Here is a 20104-nt window from a genome sequence, read left to right on the forward strand (position 1 = left end):
TTAGTGGGTTCTACTGATAGCAGCTTATGAATACGTCACACACGACTGCCAAAGTTGCGCTGGTTACCGGCGCGCTCGGTGGCATCGGCAAGGGAATCGTGCTCGCGCTGGCTCAGCGTGGCTTCGACGTGGTCGCTTCCGATCGCCGTATCGATGCCGATGCCGCCGCGACCTTGCGCGAAGCGATGCCGTCGTCGTCGCGGCTGGCCTGTGTGGAAGGCGATCTCGCGGCGCTCGACGATCATCCGCGCTTCGTCGCCGATGTGTTTGCCGCGTTCGGACGTATCGATGTGCTGGTGAACAATGCGGGCGTGTCGGTGCTGTCACGCGGCGATCTGCTCGACGTGTCGCCGGAAAGCTACGACCTGAATTTTTCGGTCAACACGCGCGGCGCATTTTTCCTGACACAAGCGGTCAGTCGCAGGATGATTGCGGACCAGCCGTCGGGCATCGAAAGTGCGCGTTCGATCATCTTCGTGTCGTCGTCGAATGCGGCGATTGCCGCGCCGGAACGCGGCGAATACGCGATGTCCAAAGCGGCCGTCGCGATGATGTCGAAACTGTATGCGGTGCGGCTGGCGTCGCACGGCATTGCGGTGTACGAAGTGCGGCCGGGCCTGATCCGCACGCCGATGACGCAGGTGGCGCAGGACCGTTTCGATACCTTGCTCGCGGAGGGTTTTACGCCGATCAACCGATGGGGCACGCCGGACGACGTCGGGCGTGCAGTGGCGACGATGGCATCCGGCGATCTGCCGTTCACCACCGGCGCTGCGATTCAGGTCGACGGCGGGATGCATATTCACTATTACTGATTCGACGCAGCACCGAATGACCACACCACGCGCCGGTTTGAGCGGTGAAACCGGCGCGATACATAGCACAGCACCATGCCTCCGGCGGACGTGCGACGCGCATAAGCACCGCGCTTGATTATCTGGAACTGGAGACTGACATGGCTGCTAGCCCCAACGAACACGAGCCGCACGGCACACATCAGACGAAGAAGGCCACCGCCAGCGGTTGGGTCGGTTCGGCGCTGGAGTACTACGACTTCTTCATCTACGCGACCGCCGCATCGCTGATTTTCCCGCAGCTGTTTTTCCCGTCGGGCAATCCGAAAGCGGCGATCGTCGCGTCGCTGGCAACCTATGGCGTCGGCTATGTCGCGCGTCCGATCGGCGCGTTCTTCCTCGGCCACTGGGGCGATACGAAGGGCCGCAAGACAGTGCTGATCCTGTGCATGTTCCTGATGGGCTTTTCGACGATGGCCGTCGGCCTGCTGCCCACGTATCACCAGGTCGGCATGCTCGCACCGGTGCTGCTGGTGATCCTGCGTCTGATCCAGGGCTTTGCGGTGGCGGGTGAAATCTCTGGCGCCAGTTCGATGATTCTCGAACATGCGCCGTTCGGGCGACGCGGCTATTACGCGAGCTTCACGCTGCAAGGCGTGCAGGCCGGTCAGATTCTCGCCGCGGCCGTTTTCCTGCCGCTCGCGCATTACATGCCGGAAGACGCGTTCAATGCGTGGGGCTGGCGCATTCCGTTCCTGCTGAGCGCGGTCGTGCTGATCGCGGGCTACGTGATCCGCCGCGAAGTGAAGGAAACCCCGGCATTCGCCAACGAAGCCACTGAAGGCGAAGTCGCGCATTCGCCGATCGTCGAGGCGTTCAAGTTCAACGGCAAGGAAATGCTGGTGGTGGTGTGCTGCGCGCTGATGAACGTGATTCCCGTCGTCACGACGATTTTCGGTGCGGCCTACGCGGTGCAGCCGTCGTATGGGATCGGCTTCCACAAGAGCGTGTATCTGTGGATTCCGGTGCTCGGCAACATCGTCGCGGTGCTGGTGATTCCGTTCGTCGGCAACCTGTCCGACAAGATCGGCCGTCGTCCGCTGATTATCGGCGGGGCGCTCGGTTCCGGCGTGCTGTCGTTCGGGTATCTGTACGCGATCAGCATCAGCAACGTGCCGCTCGCGATCGCCATGTCGATCCTGATGTGGGGCGTCGTCTATCAAGGTTACAACGCGATCTTCCCGAGCTTCTACCCGGAACTGTTCCCGACGCGTTCGCGTGTCTCGGCGATGGCGATTTCGCAGAACGTCGGCACGACGATCACCGCACTGCTGCCCGCGCTGTTCGCAAGCGTGGCGCCGCCGGGATCGACCAATGTGCCGTTGACCATCGGCGCGATCACGCTCGGCGTGACGATCGTATCGGCGATCGCTGCATACAGCGTGCGTGAGACGTACCGGATCCGGATGAACGATCTCGGCAAGCCGAGCGCCATACCGGTCGACAAGCAGGACTACAACCGTCTGCGTGAACAGACGCTGGCGGACGCGAAAGCCGCCTGAGCGTCGACACCGCTGATAGGAAAACGGCGCCGCCCGAAAGGGCGGCGCCGTTTTTTATTGAAGAACGGACGAGGCGAAAAAACGCCGTCGCTCATTCGGCTTTGGCGACGTGTTGAAGCTCGTGCGGACTGCGTGCGTAGCGTCGCGGCGCCATTCCCGACCAGCGATGAAACGCGCGCGAAAACGCTTTCTCCGACGAATAGCCGACCCGTTCGGCGATTTCGATCAGCTTGCGCTTGCCGTTGGTCAGCTCGCCGCTGGCGAGATACATCCGGTACGCGGTCAGATGACCGATCGGCGTATCGCCGACCAGTTCGACGAAGCGCGCGCTGAATCGCGAGCGCGACATGCCCGCTGCCGCCGCCAGACCCGCGACGCTCCATTCGCGACGCGGATCGCGATGAATCAGCGCCATCGCGCGACCGATCTGCGGATCGGCGAGACCGCGCAACCAGCCGGTGTGATTCGCGGTCGATTGCAGATGCGCACGCAGCAACTGCACGAACAGCACGTCGGCGAGACGCGCGGCGGCAATCGCCCAGCCGGGCTGACACGTCATCGATTCCTGGATGAAACTCTGCAGCGTGCTCACCAGCCACGGCGCGACGGCGGGATCGTTCGCGCGCACGTGGATCAGCGGCGGCAACACCGAAAACAGCGGGCTGCGCACGATGTCGCGATACACGACGATGCCGGTGTACAGATCGCTGGTGTCGCCGCCGCCGCCCGCCGTGAATTCGAGCGGCGTATCGAAACGCGGACGGATACCCTTGTCGGCCATCAGCGAATCGAACGGCACCGGTTGCTCGTCGAGCGACGACGCCATCACATGTTCGTGACCGTGCGGCAACAGCACGAAGTCGCCCGGTTCGACATACACCGGCGCCTCGCCCGCCACCGACAGGTAAAACGGGCTGCCCGACCCCATCCGGAACGGCGCGCCCGACACCGCGGGTTTGCGGATCGCCCACGGCGCGCTCAGCGTGAAACGGCCCGTGACGACCGCGTCCGCGCGTAAATCGGCGAGGATGTCGCTTAGAAGGTCGGTCGCCATCGTGGTGTCCTTGAGTGTCGGTGAGGTGCGCGGGCGTGGATCGCGCCCGCGCCGCTGCGTCAGAAGCGTTGCTGGATGCCCGCCATCACGCCGAGCTGGCTTTGTCCCGTGCCGACCGATCCGCCGGCCGCCACGGCCGCCGCGCCGCGTCCGCTGTTTTCCATGAACCCGACCGAGGTGTACACGGTCGTGCGCTTCGACAGCAGGTAGTTCACGCGCGCGACGTACAGCGTCGAGTCCGAGGTTTCGCGCAACAGATAGCGCAACACCTGTGCATCGAATGATAGCGCCGGGGTCGCGTGATACGTTGCGCCGAGAAAATAGATGTCCGACTGGCTATGCACGGCCGCCGACGTATTGCGCCGGATCCAGCCGCCGCCAATTTTCGTCGGACCGAAGATCGCGTATGCATCGACGATGGTGCGCGTGTCGGTGTACGCCGGATTCGACAGCGGCGCCGATGCGCCCGTGCCGCCGCGCATCACGTCGTACGAAGCCGCCGCGCCGAATTGCGACGCGTCGTACGCGAGCATCATCGTGTATTGACGGCACGCGACGGGATCGCCCGCGACATTACCGCCGCAATTGGTGGCCGACGGTCCGGCCGGGCCCGCCGCGTCGCGGCCGGTGCTGTACGTGCCGCCGACCGTGACGCCGTGGAACTTGCCCAGATAGCCCGCCGCGTTGTCGCTGCGCGCGTTCGGCAGATAGCTGTCGAAGCTCGCCATCGAATGGATCGACGGGCCGATCACATCGGCGTTCAGCAACACGTACATCGACATGTTCATCTGCCGGCCGAGCGTCAGCGTGCCGTACGGCGAACTCACGCCGACGTTCGCCTGGCGGCCGAACAGCCGTCCACCGTAATTCAGCGCGCCGCTGTTCAACGCGAAGCCGTTCTCCAGCACGAAAAACGTCTTGAATCCGCCGCCGAGATCTTCGGTGCCACGCAGCCCGAAGCGCGACGGCACCTCGCCGGTCAGTGTCGGCATCCCCACCACCGATCCGCCGCCCGACGCGTGGTTGTAATACTGCACGCCGGTATCGACGATGCCGTACAGCGTCACGCTGCTTTGCGCGTGCGCGCTGACGGCGGCGAGCGTGGCGGTGGCGCCGATCAGTCCGAGAAGCGCGGTGGAGACAGCCGTTCGTGTGACCTTCATGTTTCACCAAACCTTAAATTCAGACCTGCTTGTCGTTGTGGGTTCGGAGTCAGTCACCAGACCGGCCTCCCCAGAAGCGGCGTGCGGCAAACGGTTCAGGTGCCGTCTTGCACGGTGCGCATAGCCCGTCCGGATTCGCTGGAGTTCGCTGAATCGTCAGCGGAATAGAGCGGAAACGAGTGGGCGAATGGGGTGATTCTTGGTGACGCAAAAAGCGCCGCCAAGGACCGTGGGTCTCTGAAAAGTAGCCGATCGTCCCGTTGTCACATGGCGATCCGCCCGTGGTGAAGCGACGGCGATTCAGGCGGGGAGGGCGTTACAGGCTGGAACGCGACAGTTCACGGGCGGACGCCCTGACACTGGCTTCGACGGTCGCGCGCAGCGTCTCGTCGGCGGTGAAAGCGGTATTCGGACCGGCGACGCTCAACGCCGCGAGCACGTTGCCGCGACTATCGGTGACGGCGGCGGCGCAGGAATCGATGCCTGCTTCGAGGCCCGAAAAGCTCCACGCGCAACCGTTCGCGCGTACCGCATCGAGCGCGGCGTTCAGCGCGTGCCAGTCCGGCGTGTCGTCGTTGGGATGGGCGGCGTAGAGCGCGTCGAGCGCCGGTGCGTCGAGCGTGGCCAGCATCGCCAGACCGGGCGTCGCGCGATGCGCCGGAATCCGGCTGCCGACGCGTATCCGGCTGACGAGCGGGGTATCGGGCGTCTCGCACAGCAGGTAGATCAGTTCGGTGCCTTCGAGCACCGCCAGATACGCGGACAAACCGGTTTTCTCGACCAGACCGGGCAAGGTCTGCCGCGCCCGCGAGGTCAGATCCGACGAACCGAGCGCGCTGGCCGCCAGCGTCAGAAACGGCATGCCGAGCCGATGCGAGCCGCCGGGCGCGACGGGTTCGATCAACCCGGCGGATTTCAGCGAGTCGAGCAGACGCATCACCGTCACGCGATTCACGTTGATCTGCCGCGCGACATCGCTGAGGTTCGCGGTCGAGCCGCCGTCCGCGATAAAGCGCAGCAGACGGAACGCGCGTTCCACTGGCGATGCGGACGCGTCGGCGGTCTTCGAAAGGTCGGATGTGTCTGTCATCTGTACGGTGTGTCGCTCAAGCCTTGTGAGCCGCGATCAGGCCAGCGGCACGGTCCACGCGTCGTAGCCGTAGACCCAGTCGGCATTGCCGCCGGTCTTCAGCCAGTTGTTGCCGCGCGAGCCGATCTGGATTTTCGCGGTGCGTTCCTGACGCGCGTCGGCATAACGCGTCAGCGCCGCGCCGAGTGCGTCCGCTGCGACGCCGTCCAGCGCGCGCGACAGGACGACCGAATCTTCGATCGCCATGCCCGCGCCTTGCGCCATGAACGGCATCATCGGATGGCATGCGTCGCCGAGCAGCGCCATGCGCTCGCCGGTCCACTTCGGCAACGGATCGCGAATATACAGTGCCGACGCGAGAACGGTGTCGCATGCGTCGAGCAACGCGCGCGCTTCCGGATGAAAGTTCGCGTACGCGCGACGCAGCGCATCGGGATCGCCGGGTGCGGTCCACGATTCGTTGGTCCAGTCGGACTGCGATGTGGTCGCGAAGATAAACACGTCGCGGCCGCGATTCAGCGGGAACGTGACGATCTGCAGATCGTCCGTCGGTCCCCACCATTTGACGAACGCGCCGAGGTCGCCGCCGCTCAGACGTTCGGCCGGCACCACCGCCCGATACGACACGATGCCGGTGAACTGCGGACGCTCGTCGCCGAACAGGAACTTGCGTACGCCCGAGTGAATGCCGTCGGCGCCGAGCAGCAGATCGAAGCCGTGCGTCGAGCCATCGGCGAGCGTGACGGTGGCCTGATCGTCCGTCTGCGCGAATTCGACGGTGCGCTTGCCGAGTTGCAATTCGTCCGGTTCGAGCGCCTGTTCGAGCGCGGCCATCACGTCCGCGCGGTGCATCGTCAATTGCGGTGCGCCGTATTTGCGTTCGGCTTCGTCCGACATCGCGAGCCGCGAGGTTTCTTCGCCGGTGTCCCACATCCGGCTGATGCGCGCGTTCGGACGGGCCGCGGTTTCGCGCAACTGCGCGCCGACGCCGAGACCGTCGAGCGCGCGAACCGCGTTCGGCGTCAGGTTGATGTCCGCGCCGACCCGCCCGAAGCGCTCCGCCTGCTCGAACACGGTGACGCGATGCCCCGTCTTGCGCAGCGCGATTGCTGCCGCCAACCCACCAATCCCGCCGCCGATGATCCCGATCTTCATGCTGTCCTCGCGTTGAATCCGTTGCTGAATCGTCTAGATATGTTCAGAAATGAACACATAGAACATAAATGAACAATCATTCTGAGCGCGATTATTTTTGACAGCAAGCAAAAATCGATCGGGTGAAACCCGTGTATCCGGCCCTTGACGCGCTCGAAGCATCGAGACGAACGGCAACCTTTTTGGATTTTGGAGAGGTTGCCGCGCCACGCCGCGTCGCCAAGAATTCGCTCATCGCTCGCCATGCAGCCAGCTTGCAGCGAGCGGCGTTTTCATCATTCGAGGACACAGAACATGTTGAGTCAGGAAAAGAACGCGCTACTCACCGAGGTGGGTCCGGGCACGCCGATGGGCAACTATCTGCGCCGTTACTGGCATCCGGTGGCGGGCGTCGCCGAATTCGACACGAAGGCGGTGCGTCCGATCCGTCTGTTCGGCGAAGACCTCGTGCTGTTCAAGGATCTGAGCGGCAAATTCGGGCTCGTGCAGCGTCGTTGTCCGCATCGCAATGCCGATCTGGCGTTCGGTTTCGTCGAGCAGTGCGGTTTGCGCTGCGCGTATCACGGCTGGGAGTTCGACGCGGGCGGTCAATGCACGCATCAACCGTACGAGGAGATCGTCGATACCGACGCGCGGTTGCGCCGGAAGACGAAGATCACCGCGTACGAAGTACGCGCGAAAGCCGGCATGGTGTGGGCGTATATGGGACCGTCGCCCGCGCCGGAATTGCCGGACTGGGAGCCGTTCAATTACACGAACGGCTTCGCGCAGGTGGTGATGGCCGAGATTCCGTGCAACTGGTTCCAGTGCCAGGAAAACTCGATCGATCCGATCCATTTCGAATGGACTCACAACAACTGGACCGAGCGTCAACAAGATAGTCGCGCGGAACACGTGCCGACCCATCTGAGCACGAAGTACGAAGAGTTCGATTACGGCTTCGTCTACAAGCGGCTGCGCGCGCACGAAACCGAGCAGAACCCGATGTGGACGACCGGCCGCGTGACGCTGTGGCCGAACGCCTTTTACCTCGGGCATCACTTCGAATGGCGCATTCCGATCGACGATGAAAACACGCTGAGTCTGCTGTGGGTCTTCAACAAGGTGCCGAAGGAACAGGAGCCGTACGTGCAGTCGCAGATTCCGGCCTGGTACGGCCCGTTGCACGACGAAAACGGCGACTGGATCACCAGCCATGTCGCGAATCAGGATTTCGCGGCGTGGGTCGGGCAGGGCACGATCACCGACCGTACGCGTGAGACGCTGGGCGCAAGCGATCGCGGCATCGTGATGCTGCGCCGGCGCTTTTTCGAGGAACTCGAAGCGGTGGCGGCCGGTGCGACGCCGAAAGGCCTGATCACCGACAGCGCCGCCAACCACAACGTGTTTCTGCCGTCGGCGTGTCGCGACGCGATGCTCGACGGCATGACGCTCGCCGAGTTGAACGCGCATCCGTTGCTGGGCGCATATCTGCGCGATTTTATCGGCCAGTACGGACAGCCCGACAGCGTGCGCGACGCGTATGAAGCGGCAATTGGCCAGAAGGTGAATCGCGCGCGCTTCTTCTCCGTGCATGGCGCCCGTCACGCGGCCGCGAATGCCGATGAGCATGCCGACGCAAAGCCCGCCGCGCAGGTGGCCGAGTCGTCCTGACGGCGTGTGCCGTCGATCTATCGAGAGTCTGGAAACATGCACGAGCAAACAGGCGGCGAAGTGGTGAGCCGCGTATCGACACGCATCCGCGCGCGGGTCCGGACGATCCGCCACGAAGCGGAACGGGTGTTGAGCGTCGAACTCGTTCCCGCCGACGGCGACACGTTGCCGCGTTTCACGCCCGGCGCGCATATCGATCTGCATCTTCCGAACGGCATCACCCGCAGTTACTCGCTGGTGAATTCGCCGGATGACGTGGACCGCTATGTGATCGCGATCCTCGCCGACGCGAACAGCCGCGGCGGATCGCGTTACGTGCACGAGCAGCTGCGGTGCGGCGCGATCGTGCCGATCGGCGCGCCGCGCAACAATTTCGCGCTCGACGAAGACGCGGCATCGACCGTGCTGGTGGCGGGCGGTATCGGCATTACGCCGATGCTGTGCATGTTCCGCCGCCTGCGCGAAAAAGGCCGCGACGTGCGCTTGATCTACTGCGCACGCGACCGGTCGCAAGCCGCGTTTCTGGACGAACTCGATACGCGACGCGGCGACGTGCATCTGCATTTCGACGCCGAACACGACGGCCGTCCGTTCGATCTCGCCGCGATGCTCGCGCAGCAAGCGCCCGGCGTTCACGCGTACTGCTGCGGCCCGAACCCGATGCTGACTGCGTTCGAAATCGCGTGCGAAAACGCGGGCGTCGGCAACGTGCATATCGAACGCTTCGCGGCGAGCGCACCGCTCGCCGATGCGCAACAGGGCAGCTACACCGTCGAGCTGGCGAAGAGCGGCCGGCGTCTCGCGGTTCCAGCCGGCGCCGCGTTGCTGGACGTGTTGCTCGAAGCAGGCGTCGAGGTCGATTACAGCTGTCGCGAAGGCTTGTGCGGCGCGTGCGAGACGCGCGTGCTGGGCGGCTGTCCGGATCATCGCGACGCCGTGCTGACGCAATCCGATAAAGCCGCGAACACCGTGATGATGATCTGCGTGTCCGGCGCAAAAAGCGGCACGCTGGTGCTGGATCTTGCGTGACCCCTACTTCCCCGCAGTCACCCCTTTGAGGACATGATGGATCTCTCGAGCACAGTGAAACCCTACGACGCCGACACCGTCGCGCGCGCAGGCGAGCTGCACGACACCGCGACGCTCTCCGCGCGCATCGAACGCCTGCCGTTCACGCGCTGGCACGCGCGCGTGTTGAGCGTGGTCGGCTTCGTCCATATGACCGACGCGTTCGACGCGTTGACGATCGCCTACGTGTTACCCGTACTGATCGGTTTGTGGCATCTGTCGCCGGGCGACGCGGGCCTGCTGGTGTCGGGCGGCTACGTCGGGCAGACGATCGGCGCGCTGCTGTTCAGCGCGGCCGCCGAACGCTTCGGACGGCTGCGCGTGTTGCGCTGGCTGCTGGTGATTCTCGCGTTGGGCAGCCTCGCGTCGGCGTATGCGCCGAGCTACGCGATCTTCATCGCATTGCGGTTCTTCCAGGGCATCGGACTGGGCGGCGAGTCGCCGGTGTCGGCCACCTACATGAACGAACTGTGTCCTGCGAAGATTCGCGGCCGCCTGATCTTCATCCTGCAATCGACCTTCGCGGTCGGCAACCTGATCGCCGCCATCGCTGCGCTATGGCTGATTCCGACGTACGGCTGGCAGGTGATGTTTCTTGTCGGCGCATTGCCTGTCGTGCTGGCCGCGATCCTGCCGCGCACCGCGCCGGAGTCGCCGCGCTGGCTCGCGATCAACGGCCGCGCCGCTGAAGCGAACCGGATCGTCGAACAGATCGAGCAGTCGGTGCCGCGCGATCAATACGCGAACCTGCCGCCCGCGCGCATCGTCGAAACGCCGGTGGATCATCGCAAGGAATCGTTCCGGGCACTCTTTCAGCGCGGTTTCGTGACGCGCACGCTGGTGGTCTGGTTGATGGCGTGCTGTGGAAGCCTGACGACTTACGGCATTCTCGTGTGGTTGCCGTCGCTGTACCGGACGGTCTATCACCTGCCGCTCAACGTCGCGCTGCGCTACGGCATGCTGAGCATGATCGCGACGCTGATCGGCACGCTCGTCGGTATCTTCGTGATCGACTGGCTGGGCCGCAGGAAGACCTTCGCGCTGGCGTTTCTCGGCGCGGCGCTGCCGATGCTGTATCTGGCGTTCAGCGGCACGCGCGTACCGGCCGAACAGGTGTCGGTGCTGGCGTCGATCAGCGTGGCGCTGATCGCGATCGTCCAGTGCGGCATCTACGTGTATGCGCCCGAGGTGTATCCGACCCGGATCCGCGCACGCGGGGCCGGTGCGGCGTCGGCGGTGACGCGGGTGTCGTCGGTGATCGGGCCGGTGATCATCGGCGCGTTGCTGACGTATCTGAACGTCGAGGCGGTGTTCGGCTACTTCGCGTTCGTGTCGCTGGCGGGCGCGATCGTGATCGGCGCATTCGCGATGGAAACGCGCGGCCGGACGCTCGACGAGCTTGCGACCGGCACGACCGGCGCGACGGGCGCGCACCGCTGATCGAAGGCTCGCAAGATTCGAGGCGTCGTCTTCCCTGTCACGTGCGTGGGCACGAAAGCCTGGCGTAATATAAGTCTCCACGCATGATCAGCGCCATTCGAAAACGCAGACAGGGGAGACAGATGAGCACACGCTTGTATGACGAAGGACTCGGCAAGACCGCCGCGAATTTTGCGGCGCTGACGCCGCTCATGTTCATCGAACGCACCGCGTCGGTTTATCCGACGCGGCCCGCGATCGTCCACGGCACGCTGCGTCGCAACTGGGCGCAAACCTACGAGCGCGCACGGCGGCTCGCATCGGCGTTGCAGGCGCGCGGCATCGGCGTGGGCGATACGGTGGCGGTGATGCTGCCCAATATTCCCGAAATGGTCGAAGCGCACTTCGGCATTCCGATGCTCGGCGCGGTGCTCAATACGCTCAATACGCGACTCGACGCCAACACGCTGGCGTTCATGCTGAATCACGGCGAAGCGAAAGCGGTGCTGGTGGACCGCGAATTCTCGGCGGTCATGCGCGATGCGCTGAGTAAAGTGGACCACGCGCCGCTCGTGATCGACGTCGATGACAGCCAGTACAACGGACCGGGCGAGCGCATCGGCGAGACCGACTACGAAACGCTGCTCGACGGCGGCGATCCGTCGTTCGCGTGGTCGCCGCCGTCGGACGAATGGAATGCGATCTGCCTGAACTACACGTCGGGCACGACCGGCAATCCGAAAGGCGTCGTCTATCACCATCGCGGCGCGTACACGAATGCGCTCAGCAATATCCTCGAATGGGACATGCCGAAGCACGCGGTGTATCTGTGGACGCTGCCGATGTTCCATTGCAACGGCTGGTGTTTTCCGTGGACGGTGGCGGCGCGCGCGGGCGTCAACGTCTGTCTGCGCAAGGTCGATGCGAAGGCGATTTTCGATCTGATCCGCGATGAGCGCGTCACGCATTATTGCGGCGCGCCGATCGTGCAGAACCTGCTGGTCAACGCCCCGGACGACATCAAGACCGGCATCGCGCATCGTGTGCATGCGATGGTGGCGGGCGCGGCGCCGCCCGCCACGATGATCGAAGGGATGGAGCGGCTGGGCTTCGAGTTGACGCATGTGTACGGGCTCACCGAAGTGTACGGGCCCGCCACCGTCTGCGCGCAGCAGGCCGAGTGGCAGTCGCTCGATATCGGCGAGCGCGCGCGGCTCAATGCGCGTCAGGGCGTGCGCTATCACTTGCAGGACGCGGTGTCGGTGCGCGATCCGCTGACGATGGAACGCGTGCCCGACGACGGCGAGACCATCGGCGAGATCATGTTTCGCGGCAACATCGCGATGAAGGGCTATCTGAAGAACGCCGCGGCGACCGAGGACGCGTTTCGCGGCGGCTGGTTCCATACCGGCGATCTCGCGGTGTCGTATCCGGACGGTTACGTGCGCATCAAGGACCGCAGCAAGGACATCATCATCTCGGGCGGCGAAAACATTTCGAGCATCGAAGTGGAAGACGTGCTGTACCGTCATCCGGCGGTGCTCGCGGTGGCCGTGGTCGCGAAACCGGACGCGCGCTGGGGCGAAACGCCATGCGCGTTCGTCGAGCTGAAAGCGGGCGCGGCCGTCACCGCCGCCGATCTGATCGCGCATTGCAAGACGCATCTGGCGGGCTTCAAGGTGCCGCGCGCGATCGAATTCTGCGAGTTGCCGAAAACATCGACGGGCAAGATCCAGAAGTTCGAGCTGCGCAAACGCGCGGGTTCCGTCAACGCGATCGACGGGTGAGGCTAGTATGAGCGATGCACTGCTAATCGAGGAACACGACGCGGATGGGCTCGAAGGCGTCGTCCGGATCACGCTGAACCGGCCCGAAGCGTTCAACGCGCTATCGGAGGCGATGCTCGACGCGTTGCAGCGCTGCCTCGACGGCATCGCGGCGACGGATGCGCGGGTCGTGGTGATCGGCGGCGCGGGCCGCGCGTTTTGCGCGGGTCACGATCTCAAGGAAATGCGCGCGCAGCCGTCGCTTGCGTACTACCAGCGGTTGTTCGCGCGCTGCTCGCAGATGATGTTGACGCTTCAGCGGATGCCGCAGCCGGTGATTGCGCGGGTGCATGGCATCGCGACGGCGGCGGGGTGTCAGCTGGTGGCGATGTGCGATCTCGCGGTCGCGGCCAGCGACGCGCGGTTTGCGGTTTCAGGCGTGAATTACGGGCTGTTCTGCGCAACGCCGAGCGTGCCGCTGACGCGCAACCTGTCGCGCAAGGCGGCGTTCGAAATGCTCGTGACCGGCGATTTCATCGACGCGCAGACGGCGCAGGCACGCGGTCTCGTGAATCGCGTCGCCGCGCCCGATCAACTCGACGAAGCGACGCGCGCGCTCGCGGCCAGCATCTGCGACAAGCCGCGCGCGGCGATTGCGGCGGGCAAGGCGCTGTTTTACCGTCAACTGGAAACGGGCATCGAAGCGGCTTATCAGCAAGCCGGTCAGACGATGGCGTGCAACATGATGGACGACGCCGCGCTCGAAGGCACGCAGGCATTTATCGACAAACGCGCGCCGTCGTGGCGCAACGCGCGGGGCGACGTATCGTGACCGCCGAGCGGCGGTCAACGGCTGCCGCCGATGCGCGCTTCGCCGACGAATTCGCCGCTGTCGTTTAATATGACCGAAGTTTTAAGATTCGCTTAAGAAACGCTCACTAAGGTGAGCCCACTCCGATTTACAGATCCAACGGCCACGCTCGTTGCTTTTCTATGCCGTCGAATCCATCCAGTCAGTCCGCCGTGATCTTTTCGAGCCTGTGTTTGCAGCTTGAATAGCGGTTGTCGTCATCCGTTTTGCGTCTTCCGGACGGTTTGCCGTCTGTCACTCTCCGATCATCCACGTGCGTCTGCATGACACGCCCAGGATGTCGTCGTTTCACCCGCCGCTCCGTTTTTTCACATTCATGGCCTTCTCCGCATTCGTCGCGTCATCGACGCGCACCGGCAAAATCGTCATGCTTTGCGCGCTGAGTTCCGCGTGCGCCGCGTTGCTGTTTTCCGCGCACCACTCGACCCGCACCGCCAGTTCCGACACCGCCGCCGATGCCGTCGATGCGCCGTCCGCGCCGCTCAGCCGTGACGCCGACGCCGCGCGCGCCGCGCATCCGGTGTCATCGGTCGCGACGGCCGGTTCGGCGCCCGCAAGCGTCGCTGCGTCCGCATCGACAGCGCAACCGACCGCTCCGACCGCTCCGACCGTCAAATCGATCGACGTCAGGAGCAGCTTCAGCGAAGCCGTTCAGCGTCTCGGACTCGACGCGCAAACCACTGCCATGCTGACGCATGCGTTCTCCGGCGAGATCGATTTCCGCCACGATCTGCGGCCGGGCAGTCAGGTCAGCCTCGTCATCGATCCCGCCGGTCCCGCGAGCGCGGGATCGACGGGCGAAGCCGTCGCGCCGCTGGCGGCGCGCCGTCACCACCGGTTCGACGTCGCACGATCTGTTTCTGTACCGCAATCTGCAGGGCAAAGCGTTCTACTACACGCGTGAGGGCACCAGCACGACGCCGTCGTTTTCGCGCTATCCGCTCGCGTTTCGCCGCGTGTCGTCGAATTTCGCGCTGCGTCGGCTGGACCCGGTGACGCATCGGTGGCAGAGCCACGACGGCGTCGATCTGGCCGCGCCGACCGGCACGCCGGTGCATGCGACCGCGCGCGGCACGGTCGCGTTTATCGGTCGTCAGACGGGGTATGGACGCGTGATCGTGCTGCACAATCCGGCGCCGTATCAGACCGTGTTCGCGCATCTGTCGCGATTCGCGAAAGGACTGCATCGTGGCAGCCGCGTCAAGCGCGGTCAGGTGATCGGTTACGTGGGCTCGTCCGGTTGGGCGACTGGACCGCATCTGCATTACGAGGTGCGCGTCAATCAGGTGCCGCAAAATCCGCTGACGGTGGCACTGCCCGGCAAGTCGCCGCTCGACGGCGCGGAGCGCAAGCGTTTCGCGAAAGAAGCCGACCGGCTGACCGCGTTGCTATGAGCCTCGTGGCCGCCTTTTCCTGCGACCTGACTCGCGTCATGCCCGACTGCCGTGCTTAAATTCCAGTTCCTGTTCTGTTGCATGCTGCTGATGATGATCGTGCCCGCGATGGCGCATGCGAAGCGCGCTGCGCACAAGCCTGCGGCCACACATAAGCATGCGTCCACGCATGCGAAGCGTGTCGCCTTCAGGCCTGCGGTGCGTGCGCGGGCTGCAACGGTGATCGACATGAACACCGGCAAGACGGTATATGCGAAAAATCCCGATGCACCGATGCCGCTTGCATCGCTGACGAAGTTGCTGACCGCGATCGTCGTGCTCGATTCGAAACGCTCGTTGCACACGCCGCAGCGCGTCACCGACGCCGACGTCGATCGCCTGAAGTGGTCGCGCTCTCGCTTGCCGGTGCGCTCGCTGCTACTACGCAGCACCTTGCTGCATATCGCGTTGATGTCGTCGGAGAATCGCGCGGCGTTTGCGCTGAGCCGCGATTATTCCGGTGGCCGCGCGGGTTTCGTCGCAGCGATGAATCGCACCGCGCATCGCCTGCATATGTCGCGCAGTCACTTCGTCGATCCGACCGGACTGTCGCCGCACAATGTCTCGACCGCGCGCGATCTGACGCGCCTCGCGCGCGCCGCGTATCGCTATCCGCAGATTCGTCAGTATTCGACCGGGCATCAGAAACTGGTGCTCGGCGGCGGCGGGCCGCTGATCTATCGCAACACCGATCCGCTGGTGTATCGCGCGTCGTGGCAGGTGGGCTTGCAAAAAACCGGCTTCACCAACGAAGCCGGTCATTGCCTGATCGTGGTGACGCCGGTTCACGGGCATCGTATGTTGATCGTGCTGCTCGGCGATCCGGACGCGCAGTCGCACGTTCAGGATGCAGTCGATTTGCGGCGCTGGCTGATGGTCGCGCTGCACCATCCGGCGGCGCGCGCCCATCGCGCCGCGCATTGATCGCGGCGGCTGGACAAACATGGCGGCTGGACCACCGGCGTCGCCGATGGCCCGGCCGCGTCGGCGCTTACTGGCCGAGTTGACGCAGCGGCTTGCCCGCCATCAGGTTCCGCTCGATCTGTTCGAGCGACACGTCCTTCGTTTCCGGCACGATCCAGAACGTCATCAGCAGGAACGCGGCGTTAAGCACCGCATAGAGCCAGAAAGTCTGCGCATGGCCCAACGTGTTGAGCAGCGTCAGGAAGGTTGCGCCTGCAATCGTATTGGCCACCCAGTTCACGAAGGTCGATACCGCGATACCGAAATCGCGGCCTTTGATGGGTTGAATCTCCGCGCAGAGAATCCAGATCATCGGACCGGCTGACATCGCGAAACCGGCGATAAAGATCATCAGTGCGGCGACCGCCGCATATTGATGCGCAGGCGTCGTAATGCCGATGTGCATCAGCATCCCGAGCGACGCGAGCGCGGCCGCCATCACGGTAAAGCCGGTATAGAGAATCGGCTTGCGGCCCCAACGGTCCACGAGGCCGATCGCGATAAAGGTCGCCGCCACGTTGACGATGCCGACGATCACCGTGCCCCACAACTGGTCGTGTGCGCTGCCGTAACCCGCAAGACCGAAAATGCGCGGCGCGTAGTACATCACCACGTTGATGCCGGTCAGTTGCTGCGCGATTTGCAGCAGCACGCCGAGCAGCACCGAGCGCCGGAAATTCCGGTTGCTGCGGAACAGTCCCCAGCCTTCGAATTCGACCTTCAACTGATCGTCGATTTCGCGCATCTCGGTCTGGATCGCCTTTTCGTCGCCGCGCAAACGGTTCAGCACCGCTTGCGCTTCATCGCGACGTCCGACGCTCATCAGCCAACGCGGGCTGCGCGGCAGGAACACGAGGCCGATCAGCATCGCGATCGCCGGGAACGCGATCACGCCGAGCATCCAGCGCCAGTCGCCCTTGCCGCTGAACGCCGTGTTCGACAGAAACGCCGCGAGAATCCCGACCGTCACCATCAGTTGATGCAGCGAGATCAACGCGCCGCGCATCTTGCGCGGTGCGATTTCCGACAGATACAGCGGCGCGGTGAACGACGCGATACCGACCGCGAGACCGAGCAGCACGCGACCGCCGATCAGCATGGCCGGGTCGATCGCGAACGCGCAGACCGCGGATGCGCACGCGAACAACGCAGCGCCGATCATCAGCGAAAGCTTGCGGCCGATGGCGCGTGCCATCCAGCCCGAACCGAGCGCGCCGATCGCGGCGCCGACCATCATCGAGCTGACGATCCACTCCTGCATCTGGTCGCCAACCTGAAAATGCCGGGCGATAAACGGCAATGCGCCGGAGATCACGCCGATGTCGAGGCCGAACAGCAAGCCGGCCAATGCGGCAATCGCGCTGGTCAGCACGATATGAAACGGACGATGCGCGGGAGCACCGCCGTGCGCGATGGGGTGATGTGTCGTTGACATGTTTTCCTTCTGTCTTCCTTCCTGTTAGACCGGTGAAATGGCGGTTTTTTTACGTTTTCATTTCGGTCCGTGGCCGCCTGATGCGCAGGCGGGGAAGCAGTTGGCGTGCCTGAGCCGATCACACGCGCCACATCACGCATAACAGGCAACGTGCCGCGCGCGTCCGGGACGATCGCCGCGCCAAACGAAAACAGGGGAGCCGTTGCAAACGGCTCCCCTGTCGGGCGTCGCGATCGTCGCGACGGCGGCTTAGAACTGCAACGTCGCGCTGGCCACGGCGGTGCGGGTCGGTGACGGGCTCACGAACGAGCCCCACGCGGTGGTCCAGTAGCGGCGGTTCAACAGGTTGTTGATGCCGGCGCGCAAGGTCACGTCCTTACCGCCGATACGCGTTTCGTATTTGCCGCTCAGGTCGTAGGTCACATACGACGGCACGAATAGCGTGTTGGCGGCATTGACGGCCATGTCGCTGACATAGCGGCCGCCGAAGGCCAGCGTCAGGCGACGCATGAACGAGGGGTTGTATTCGACGCGGCCCGTGACAGTCCAGCGCGGCGCACCGTAGATGCGCTTGCCTTCGATCGACGCGTCGTCGATATCGACGGCCTTGGTGTCGAGCCACATCACGCCGCCCATCACGCGCCAGTCGCTTGCCAGTTGCAGCCAGCCGCTCGCATCGACGCCGGTGTAGCGCTTGGTGCCGTCCTGCACGAAGACCCGGTTCGAGTTCGTGTAGTAGTAGCCCTGATCGACGCGGAACAGCGCGACATTGGCGCCCCACTTGCGGTGATCCGTCTTGAAGCCGATCTCATACTGCTTGCTGCGCAGCGGACCGAACGTGGCCGGATAGTTGACGTCCGTGTTCGATGCCGAACCGCCTTGCTCCAGCGATTGCACGTAGCTCGCGTACAGCGTCGAGTTCGCGTCGGTCTTGTACATCAACGCGATGGTCGGCGTGACCGGGCTCGCGCTGTACTGCTGCATCGTGCCGCCGGTCGTGTCGTATTGCCACTGACGGAATTGCGTATAGCGCAGGCCCAGCAGCGCCGAAATGCGCGGGGTGAACTGCACGGTGTCGCTTGCATAGACGGATGCCTGGGTCGTGCGCGATTCACGGTACAGGTTCTCGCCGATATACACGTCGCCGTTGCTCAGCAAGGTGCTGCTGTAGATGTTGCCGGTGCCCAGCGCGTAGCCGTCGTTCCAGCCGGTGCTGTTGTCGTAATCGACGGATTGCGACTGGTAACCCACGCCGAACACGAGGTCGTGCTTGATGCTGCCCGTGTTGAACTTGCCTTCCACCATTGCATCGACGTTCTGGTAGAAGTAGCGCGTCAACGCCGCGTACAGCGTGTTCGAATAGTCGCCAGCGTCGTTGTTGACGTAGACCAGGCTATCCGAGTTGGTTCGGTTTTCCTTCGCGAAACGGTACTTCAGGCTGGCATGCCAGTTCTCCGACAACCGGTAGTCCAGACCGGTGCCGAACGACGCCATTTCCACCTGATAGTAGTTCTGCGGCTGCGCGAGGTCATGCGTGACGCGGCTCACGTCCGGAAGACTGTCGGTGCCGAACATCAGGCCGAACAGCGTGCCGGTCTGCTTGCGCTTCGTATAGAACGCGTCCATCGTCCACGTCAGATCCGGCGTGATGCGGAAGTCGAGTGCCGCCGACGCCACCTTGCGGCGCAGATAGCTGTTCGCTTCGGCCGTGTTGCCTTGTTCGTTGACGAGGTTGAAGCGATATCCGAAGCGGTCGTCGTTGCCGAAACGGCCGCCGACGTCGAGTTTCTCGCTGAACACGCCGGCCGACTGATAGCCCACGGAAATGCTCCGATACGGCGTATCGGTCGGGCGCTTGAGCACGTAGTTGACGATCCCGCCCGGCGCGCCGAAGCCGTACATGAAGCCCGACAGACCCTTCAGGAGTTCGACCTGTTCGAACGGTTCGAGCGCGAGGTCGGTGTCCCACGACGGGAAGCTCTGACCGTCCACCTTGATGCTGTTCAGCGTATCGATCGGCATGCCGCGCACGTTGAACGCCGAGTTTTCGGCGACGGCGTTATTGCTGGTGATCGACACGGCCGGATCGTACTGGAACAGATCGTTGGCGGTGTTCGCCATCAGATCCTGCGCTTCGTCGCTCGACACGACATGCGTCGAGAATGGCGTATCGACCTGCTTGTGCGTGCCGAGTGCGCCTGCTGTGATCTTGTCGGCTTGCGGCACGGCGGCGTCGCCGCTCGCCTTCACGGTGACGGTCGGCAGGACGGGCGCGTCGGTGGTCGTTTCCTGCGCGCAGACGTGCGACGACAACGTCGACAGCGAAAGGCCGGCGCTCGCCAGCAGTGCAGCACTCAGAAGGGATCGGCGGTGACCGACACGGCGGGAAAGGGATGCACGTCGAACAGGCGTTGATGTCTTCATCGTTGTTATGAGTTGGCTCGGACGCACGCCGTGACAGGCTTACGTCGAATTTCGATAAATTTCGCCGTGTATCGTATTGCAAATGATTCGCAACTGCAATCGTAAGAGGTGCGATCGATGCAGTAATCTGCGTAAATATCAGGTATGTGTGGTTTTTAGATGCACAGTTGCGGCATTACGCCAACGATGCGCTTGCCGGGACCGGCAGAACCATGCAAAGGGGTAGAAGCCGGACGCGTCGATGCGCGCGGACC

General features: G+C 63.9%; 16 protein-coding genes. 10 read left to right on the forward strand and 6 right to left on the reverse strand.

What is annotated here, in order from left to right:
- The first annotated feature begins 26 nt into the window (after positions 1-26).
- Both PW947_RS09895 and PW947_RS09900 read left to right on the forward strand, forming a co-directional pair.
- Positions 27-815: a 3-ketoacyl-ACP reductase gene (locus PW947_RS09895; RefSeq protein ID WP_299631279.1), complete on the forward strand. Its 789-nt coding sequence runs from the start codon at positions 27-29 to the stop codon at positions 813-815.
- Between the two features lie 140 nt (positions 816-955).
- Positions 956-2356, forward strand: a complete 1401-nt coding sequence (locus PW947_RS09900; RefSeq protein WP_299631281.1) for an MFS transporter — start codon at positions 956-958, stop codon at positions 2354-2356.
- A gap of 91 nt (positions 2357-2447) precedes the next feature.
- On the opposite strand, the gene PW947_RS09905 is transcribed toward PW947_RS09900, so the two are convergent.
- The 4 genes from PW947_RS09905 to PW947_RS09920 form a co-directional block, all read right to left on the reverse strand.
- Positions 2448-3410, reverse strand: a complete 963-nt coding sequence (locus PW947_RS09905; protein ID WP_299631282.1) for an AraC family transcriptional regulator — start codon at positions 3408-3410, stop codon at positions 2448-2450.
- 59 nt (positions 3411-3469) lie between these two features.
- The gene (locus tag PW947_RS09910; protein WP_299631284.1) at positions 3470-4573 is read right to left on the reverse strand and encodes a porin; all 1104 of its coding nucleotides are present in this window, start codon (positions 4571-4573) and stop codon (positions 3470-3472) included.
- Positions 4574-4889: 316 nt separating this feature from the next.
- Positions 4890-5663: an IclR family transcriptional regulator gene (locus tag PW947_RS09915; RefSeq protein WP_299631285.1), complete on the reverse strand. Its 774-nt coding sequence runs from the start codon at positions 5661-5663 to the stop codon at positions 4890-4892.
- Positions 5664-5699: 36 nt separating this feature from the next.
- Complete coding sequence (locus PW947_RS09920; RefSeq protein ID WP_299631286.1) at positions 5700-6818, reverse strand: FAD-dependent monooxygenase; 1119 nt, start codon at positions 6816-6818, stop codon at positions 5700-5702.
- Between the two features lie 294 nt (positions 6819-7112).
- Here PW947_RS09920 and PW947_RS09925 point away from each other — a divergent pair, with 294 nt between their 5' ends.
- The 8 genes from PW947_RS09925 to PW947_RS09960 all read left to right on the forward strand — a co-directional run bounded on the left by PW947_RS09925 (position 7113) and on the right by PW947_RS09960 (position 15952).
- Positions 7113-8471: an aromatic ring-hydroxylating dioxygenase subunit alpha gene (locus tag PW947_RS09925; RefSeq protein WP_299631287.1), complete on the forward strand. Its 1359-nt coding sequence runs from the start codon at positions 7113-7115 to the stop codon at positions 8469-8471.
- A 36-nt stretch (positions 8472-8507) separates the two neighbouring features.
- On the forward strand, positions 8508-9500 hold the full coding sequence (locus PW947_RS09930; protein WP_299631288.1) for a PDR/VanB family oxidoreductase: 993 nt from the start codon (positions 8508-8510) through the stop codon (positions 9498-9500).
- Between the two features lie 54 nt (positions 9501-9554).
- A complete protein-coding gene (locus tag PW947_RS09935; protein ID WP_299631290.1) occupies positions 9555-10979 on the forward strand; it encodes an MFS transporter in 1425 nt (474 codons plus the stop codon).
- Positions 10980-11101: 122 nt separating this feature from the next.
- Positions 11102-12745 (forward strand): acyl-CoA synthetase, encoded by a 1644-nt coding sequence (locus PW947_RS09940; RefSeq protein WP_299631291.1) that lies wholly within the window; start codon positions 11102-11104, stop codon positions 12743-12745.
- Positions 12746-12752: 7 nt separating this feature from the next.
- Positions 12753-13556: an enoyl-CoA hydratase gene (locus PW947_RS09945; protein ID WP_299631292.1), complete on the forward strand. Its 804-nt coding sequence runs from the start codon at positions 12753-12755 to the stop codon at positions 13554-13556.
- 355 nt (positions 13557-13911) lie between these two features.
- Positions 13912-14499 carry a hypothetical protein gene (locus PW947_RS09950; RefSeq protein WP_299631293.1) on the forward strand — a complete coding sequence of 196 codons (588 nt, stop codon included), beginning with the start codon at positions 13912-13914 and terminating at the stop codon, positions 14497-14499.
- 52 nt (positions 14500-14551) lie between these two features.
- Positions 14552-14989, forward strand: a complete 438-nt coding sequence (locus PW947_RS09955; protein ID WP_299631294.1) for a M23 family metallopeptidase — start codon at positions 14552-14554, stop codon at positions 14987-14989.
- Positions 14990-15040: 51 nt separating this feature from the next.
- Complete coding sequence (locus PW947_RS09960) at positions 15041-15952, forward strand: serine hydrolase (RefSeq protein WP_299631295.1); 912 nt, start codon at positions 15041-15043, stop codon at positions 15950-15952.
- A 67-nt stretch (positions 15953-16019) separates the two neighbouring features.
- On the opposite strand, the gene PW947_RS09965 is transcribed toward PW947_RS09960, so the two are convergent.
- Positions 16020-17426 carry a sugar porter family MFS transporter gene (locus PW947_RS09965; RefSeq protein WP_299631297.1) on the reverse strand — a complete coding sequence of 469 codons (1407 nt, stop codon included), beginning with the start codon at positions 17424-17426 and terminating at the stop codon, positions 16020-16022.
- Between the two features lie 249 nt (positions 17427-17675).
- Complete coding sequence (locus PW947_RS09970) at positions 17676-19850, reverse strand: TonB-dependent receptor (RefSeq protein ID WP_366146106.1); 2175 nt, start codon at positions 19848-19850, stop codon at positions 17676-17678.
- Positions 19851-20104: the final 254 nt, after the last annotated feature.

This window comes from Paraburkholderia sp. (assembly GCF_028283785.1).
Classification (GTDB): Bacteria; Pseudomonadota; Gammaproteobacteria; order Burkholderiales; family Burkholderiaceae; genus Paraburkholderia.

Bases quoted from the DNA above. Each gene is read 5' to 3' on its own strand.
- PW947_RS09945 (WP_299631292.1), top strand. From the start codon at position 12,753: ATGAGCGATGCACTGCTAATCGAGGAACACGACGCGGATGGGCTCGAA.
- PW947_RS09905 (WP_299631282.1), bottom strand. From the start codon at position 3,410: ATGGCGACCGACCTTCTAAGCGACATCCTCGCCGATTTACGCGCGGAC.
- PW947_RS09950 (WP_299631293.1), top strand. From the start codon at position 13,912: ATGGCCTTCTCCGCATTCGTCGCGTCATCGACGCGCACCGGCAAAATC.
- PW947_RS09910 (WP_299631284.1), bottom strand. From the start codon at position 4,573: ATGAAGGTCACACGAACGGCTGTCTCCACCGCGCTTCTCGGACTGATC.
- PW947_RS09920 (WP_299631286.1), bottom strand. From the start codon at position 6,818: ATGAAGATCGGGATCATCGGCGGCGGGATTGGTGGGTTGGCGGCAGCA.
- PW947_RS09940 (WP_299631291.1), top strand. From the start codon at position 11,102: ATGAGCACACGCTTGTATGACGAAGGACTCGGCAAGACCGCCGCGAAT.
- PW947_RS09930 (WP_299631288.1), top strand. From the start codon at position 8,508: ATGCACGAGCAAACAGGCGGCGAAGTGGTGAGCCGCGTATCGACACGC.
- PW947_RS09925 (WP_299631287.1), top strand. From the start codon at position 7,113: ATGTTGAGTCAGGAAAAGAACGCGCTACTCACCGAGGTGGGTCCGGGC.
- PW947_RS09970 (WP_366146106.1), bottom strand. From the start codon at position 19,850: ATGAAGACATCAACGCCTGTTCGACGTGCATCCCTTTCCCGCCGTGTC.
- PW947_RS09900 (WP_299631281.1), top strand. From the start codon at position 956: ATGGCTGCTAGCCCCAACGAACACGAGCCGCACGGCACACATCAGACG.
- PW947_RS09915 (WP_299631285.1), bottom strand. From the start codon at position 5,663: ATGACAGACACATCCGACCTTTCGAAGACCGCCGACGCGTCCGCATCG.
- PW947_RS09965 (WP_299631297.1), bottom strand. From the start codon at position 17,426: ATGTCAACGACACATCACCCCATCGCGCACGGCGGTGCTCCCGCGCAT.
- PW947_RS09895 (WP_299631279.1), top strand. From the start codon at position 27: ATGAATACGTCACACACGACTGCCAAAGTTGCGCTGGTTACCGGCGCG.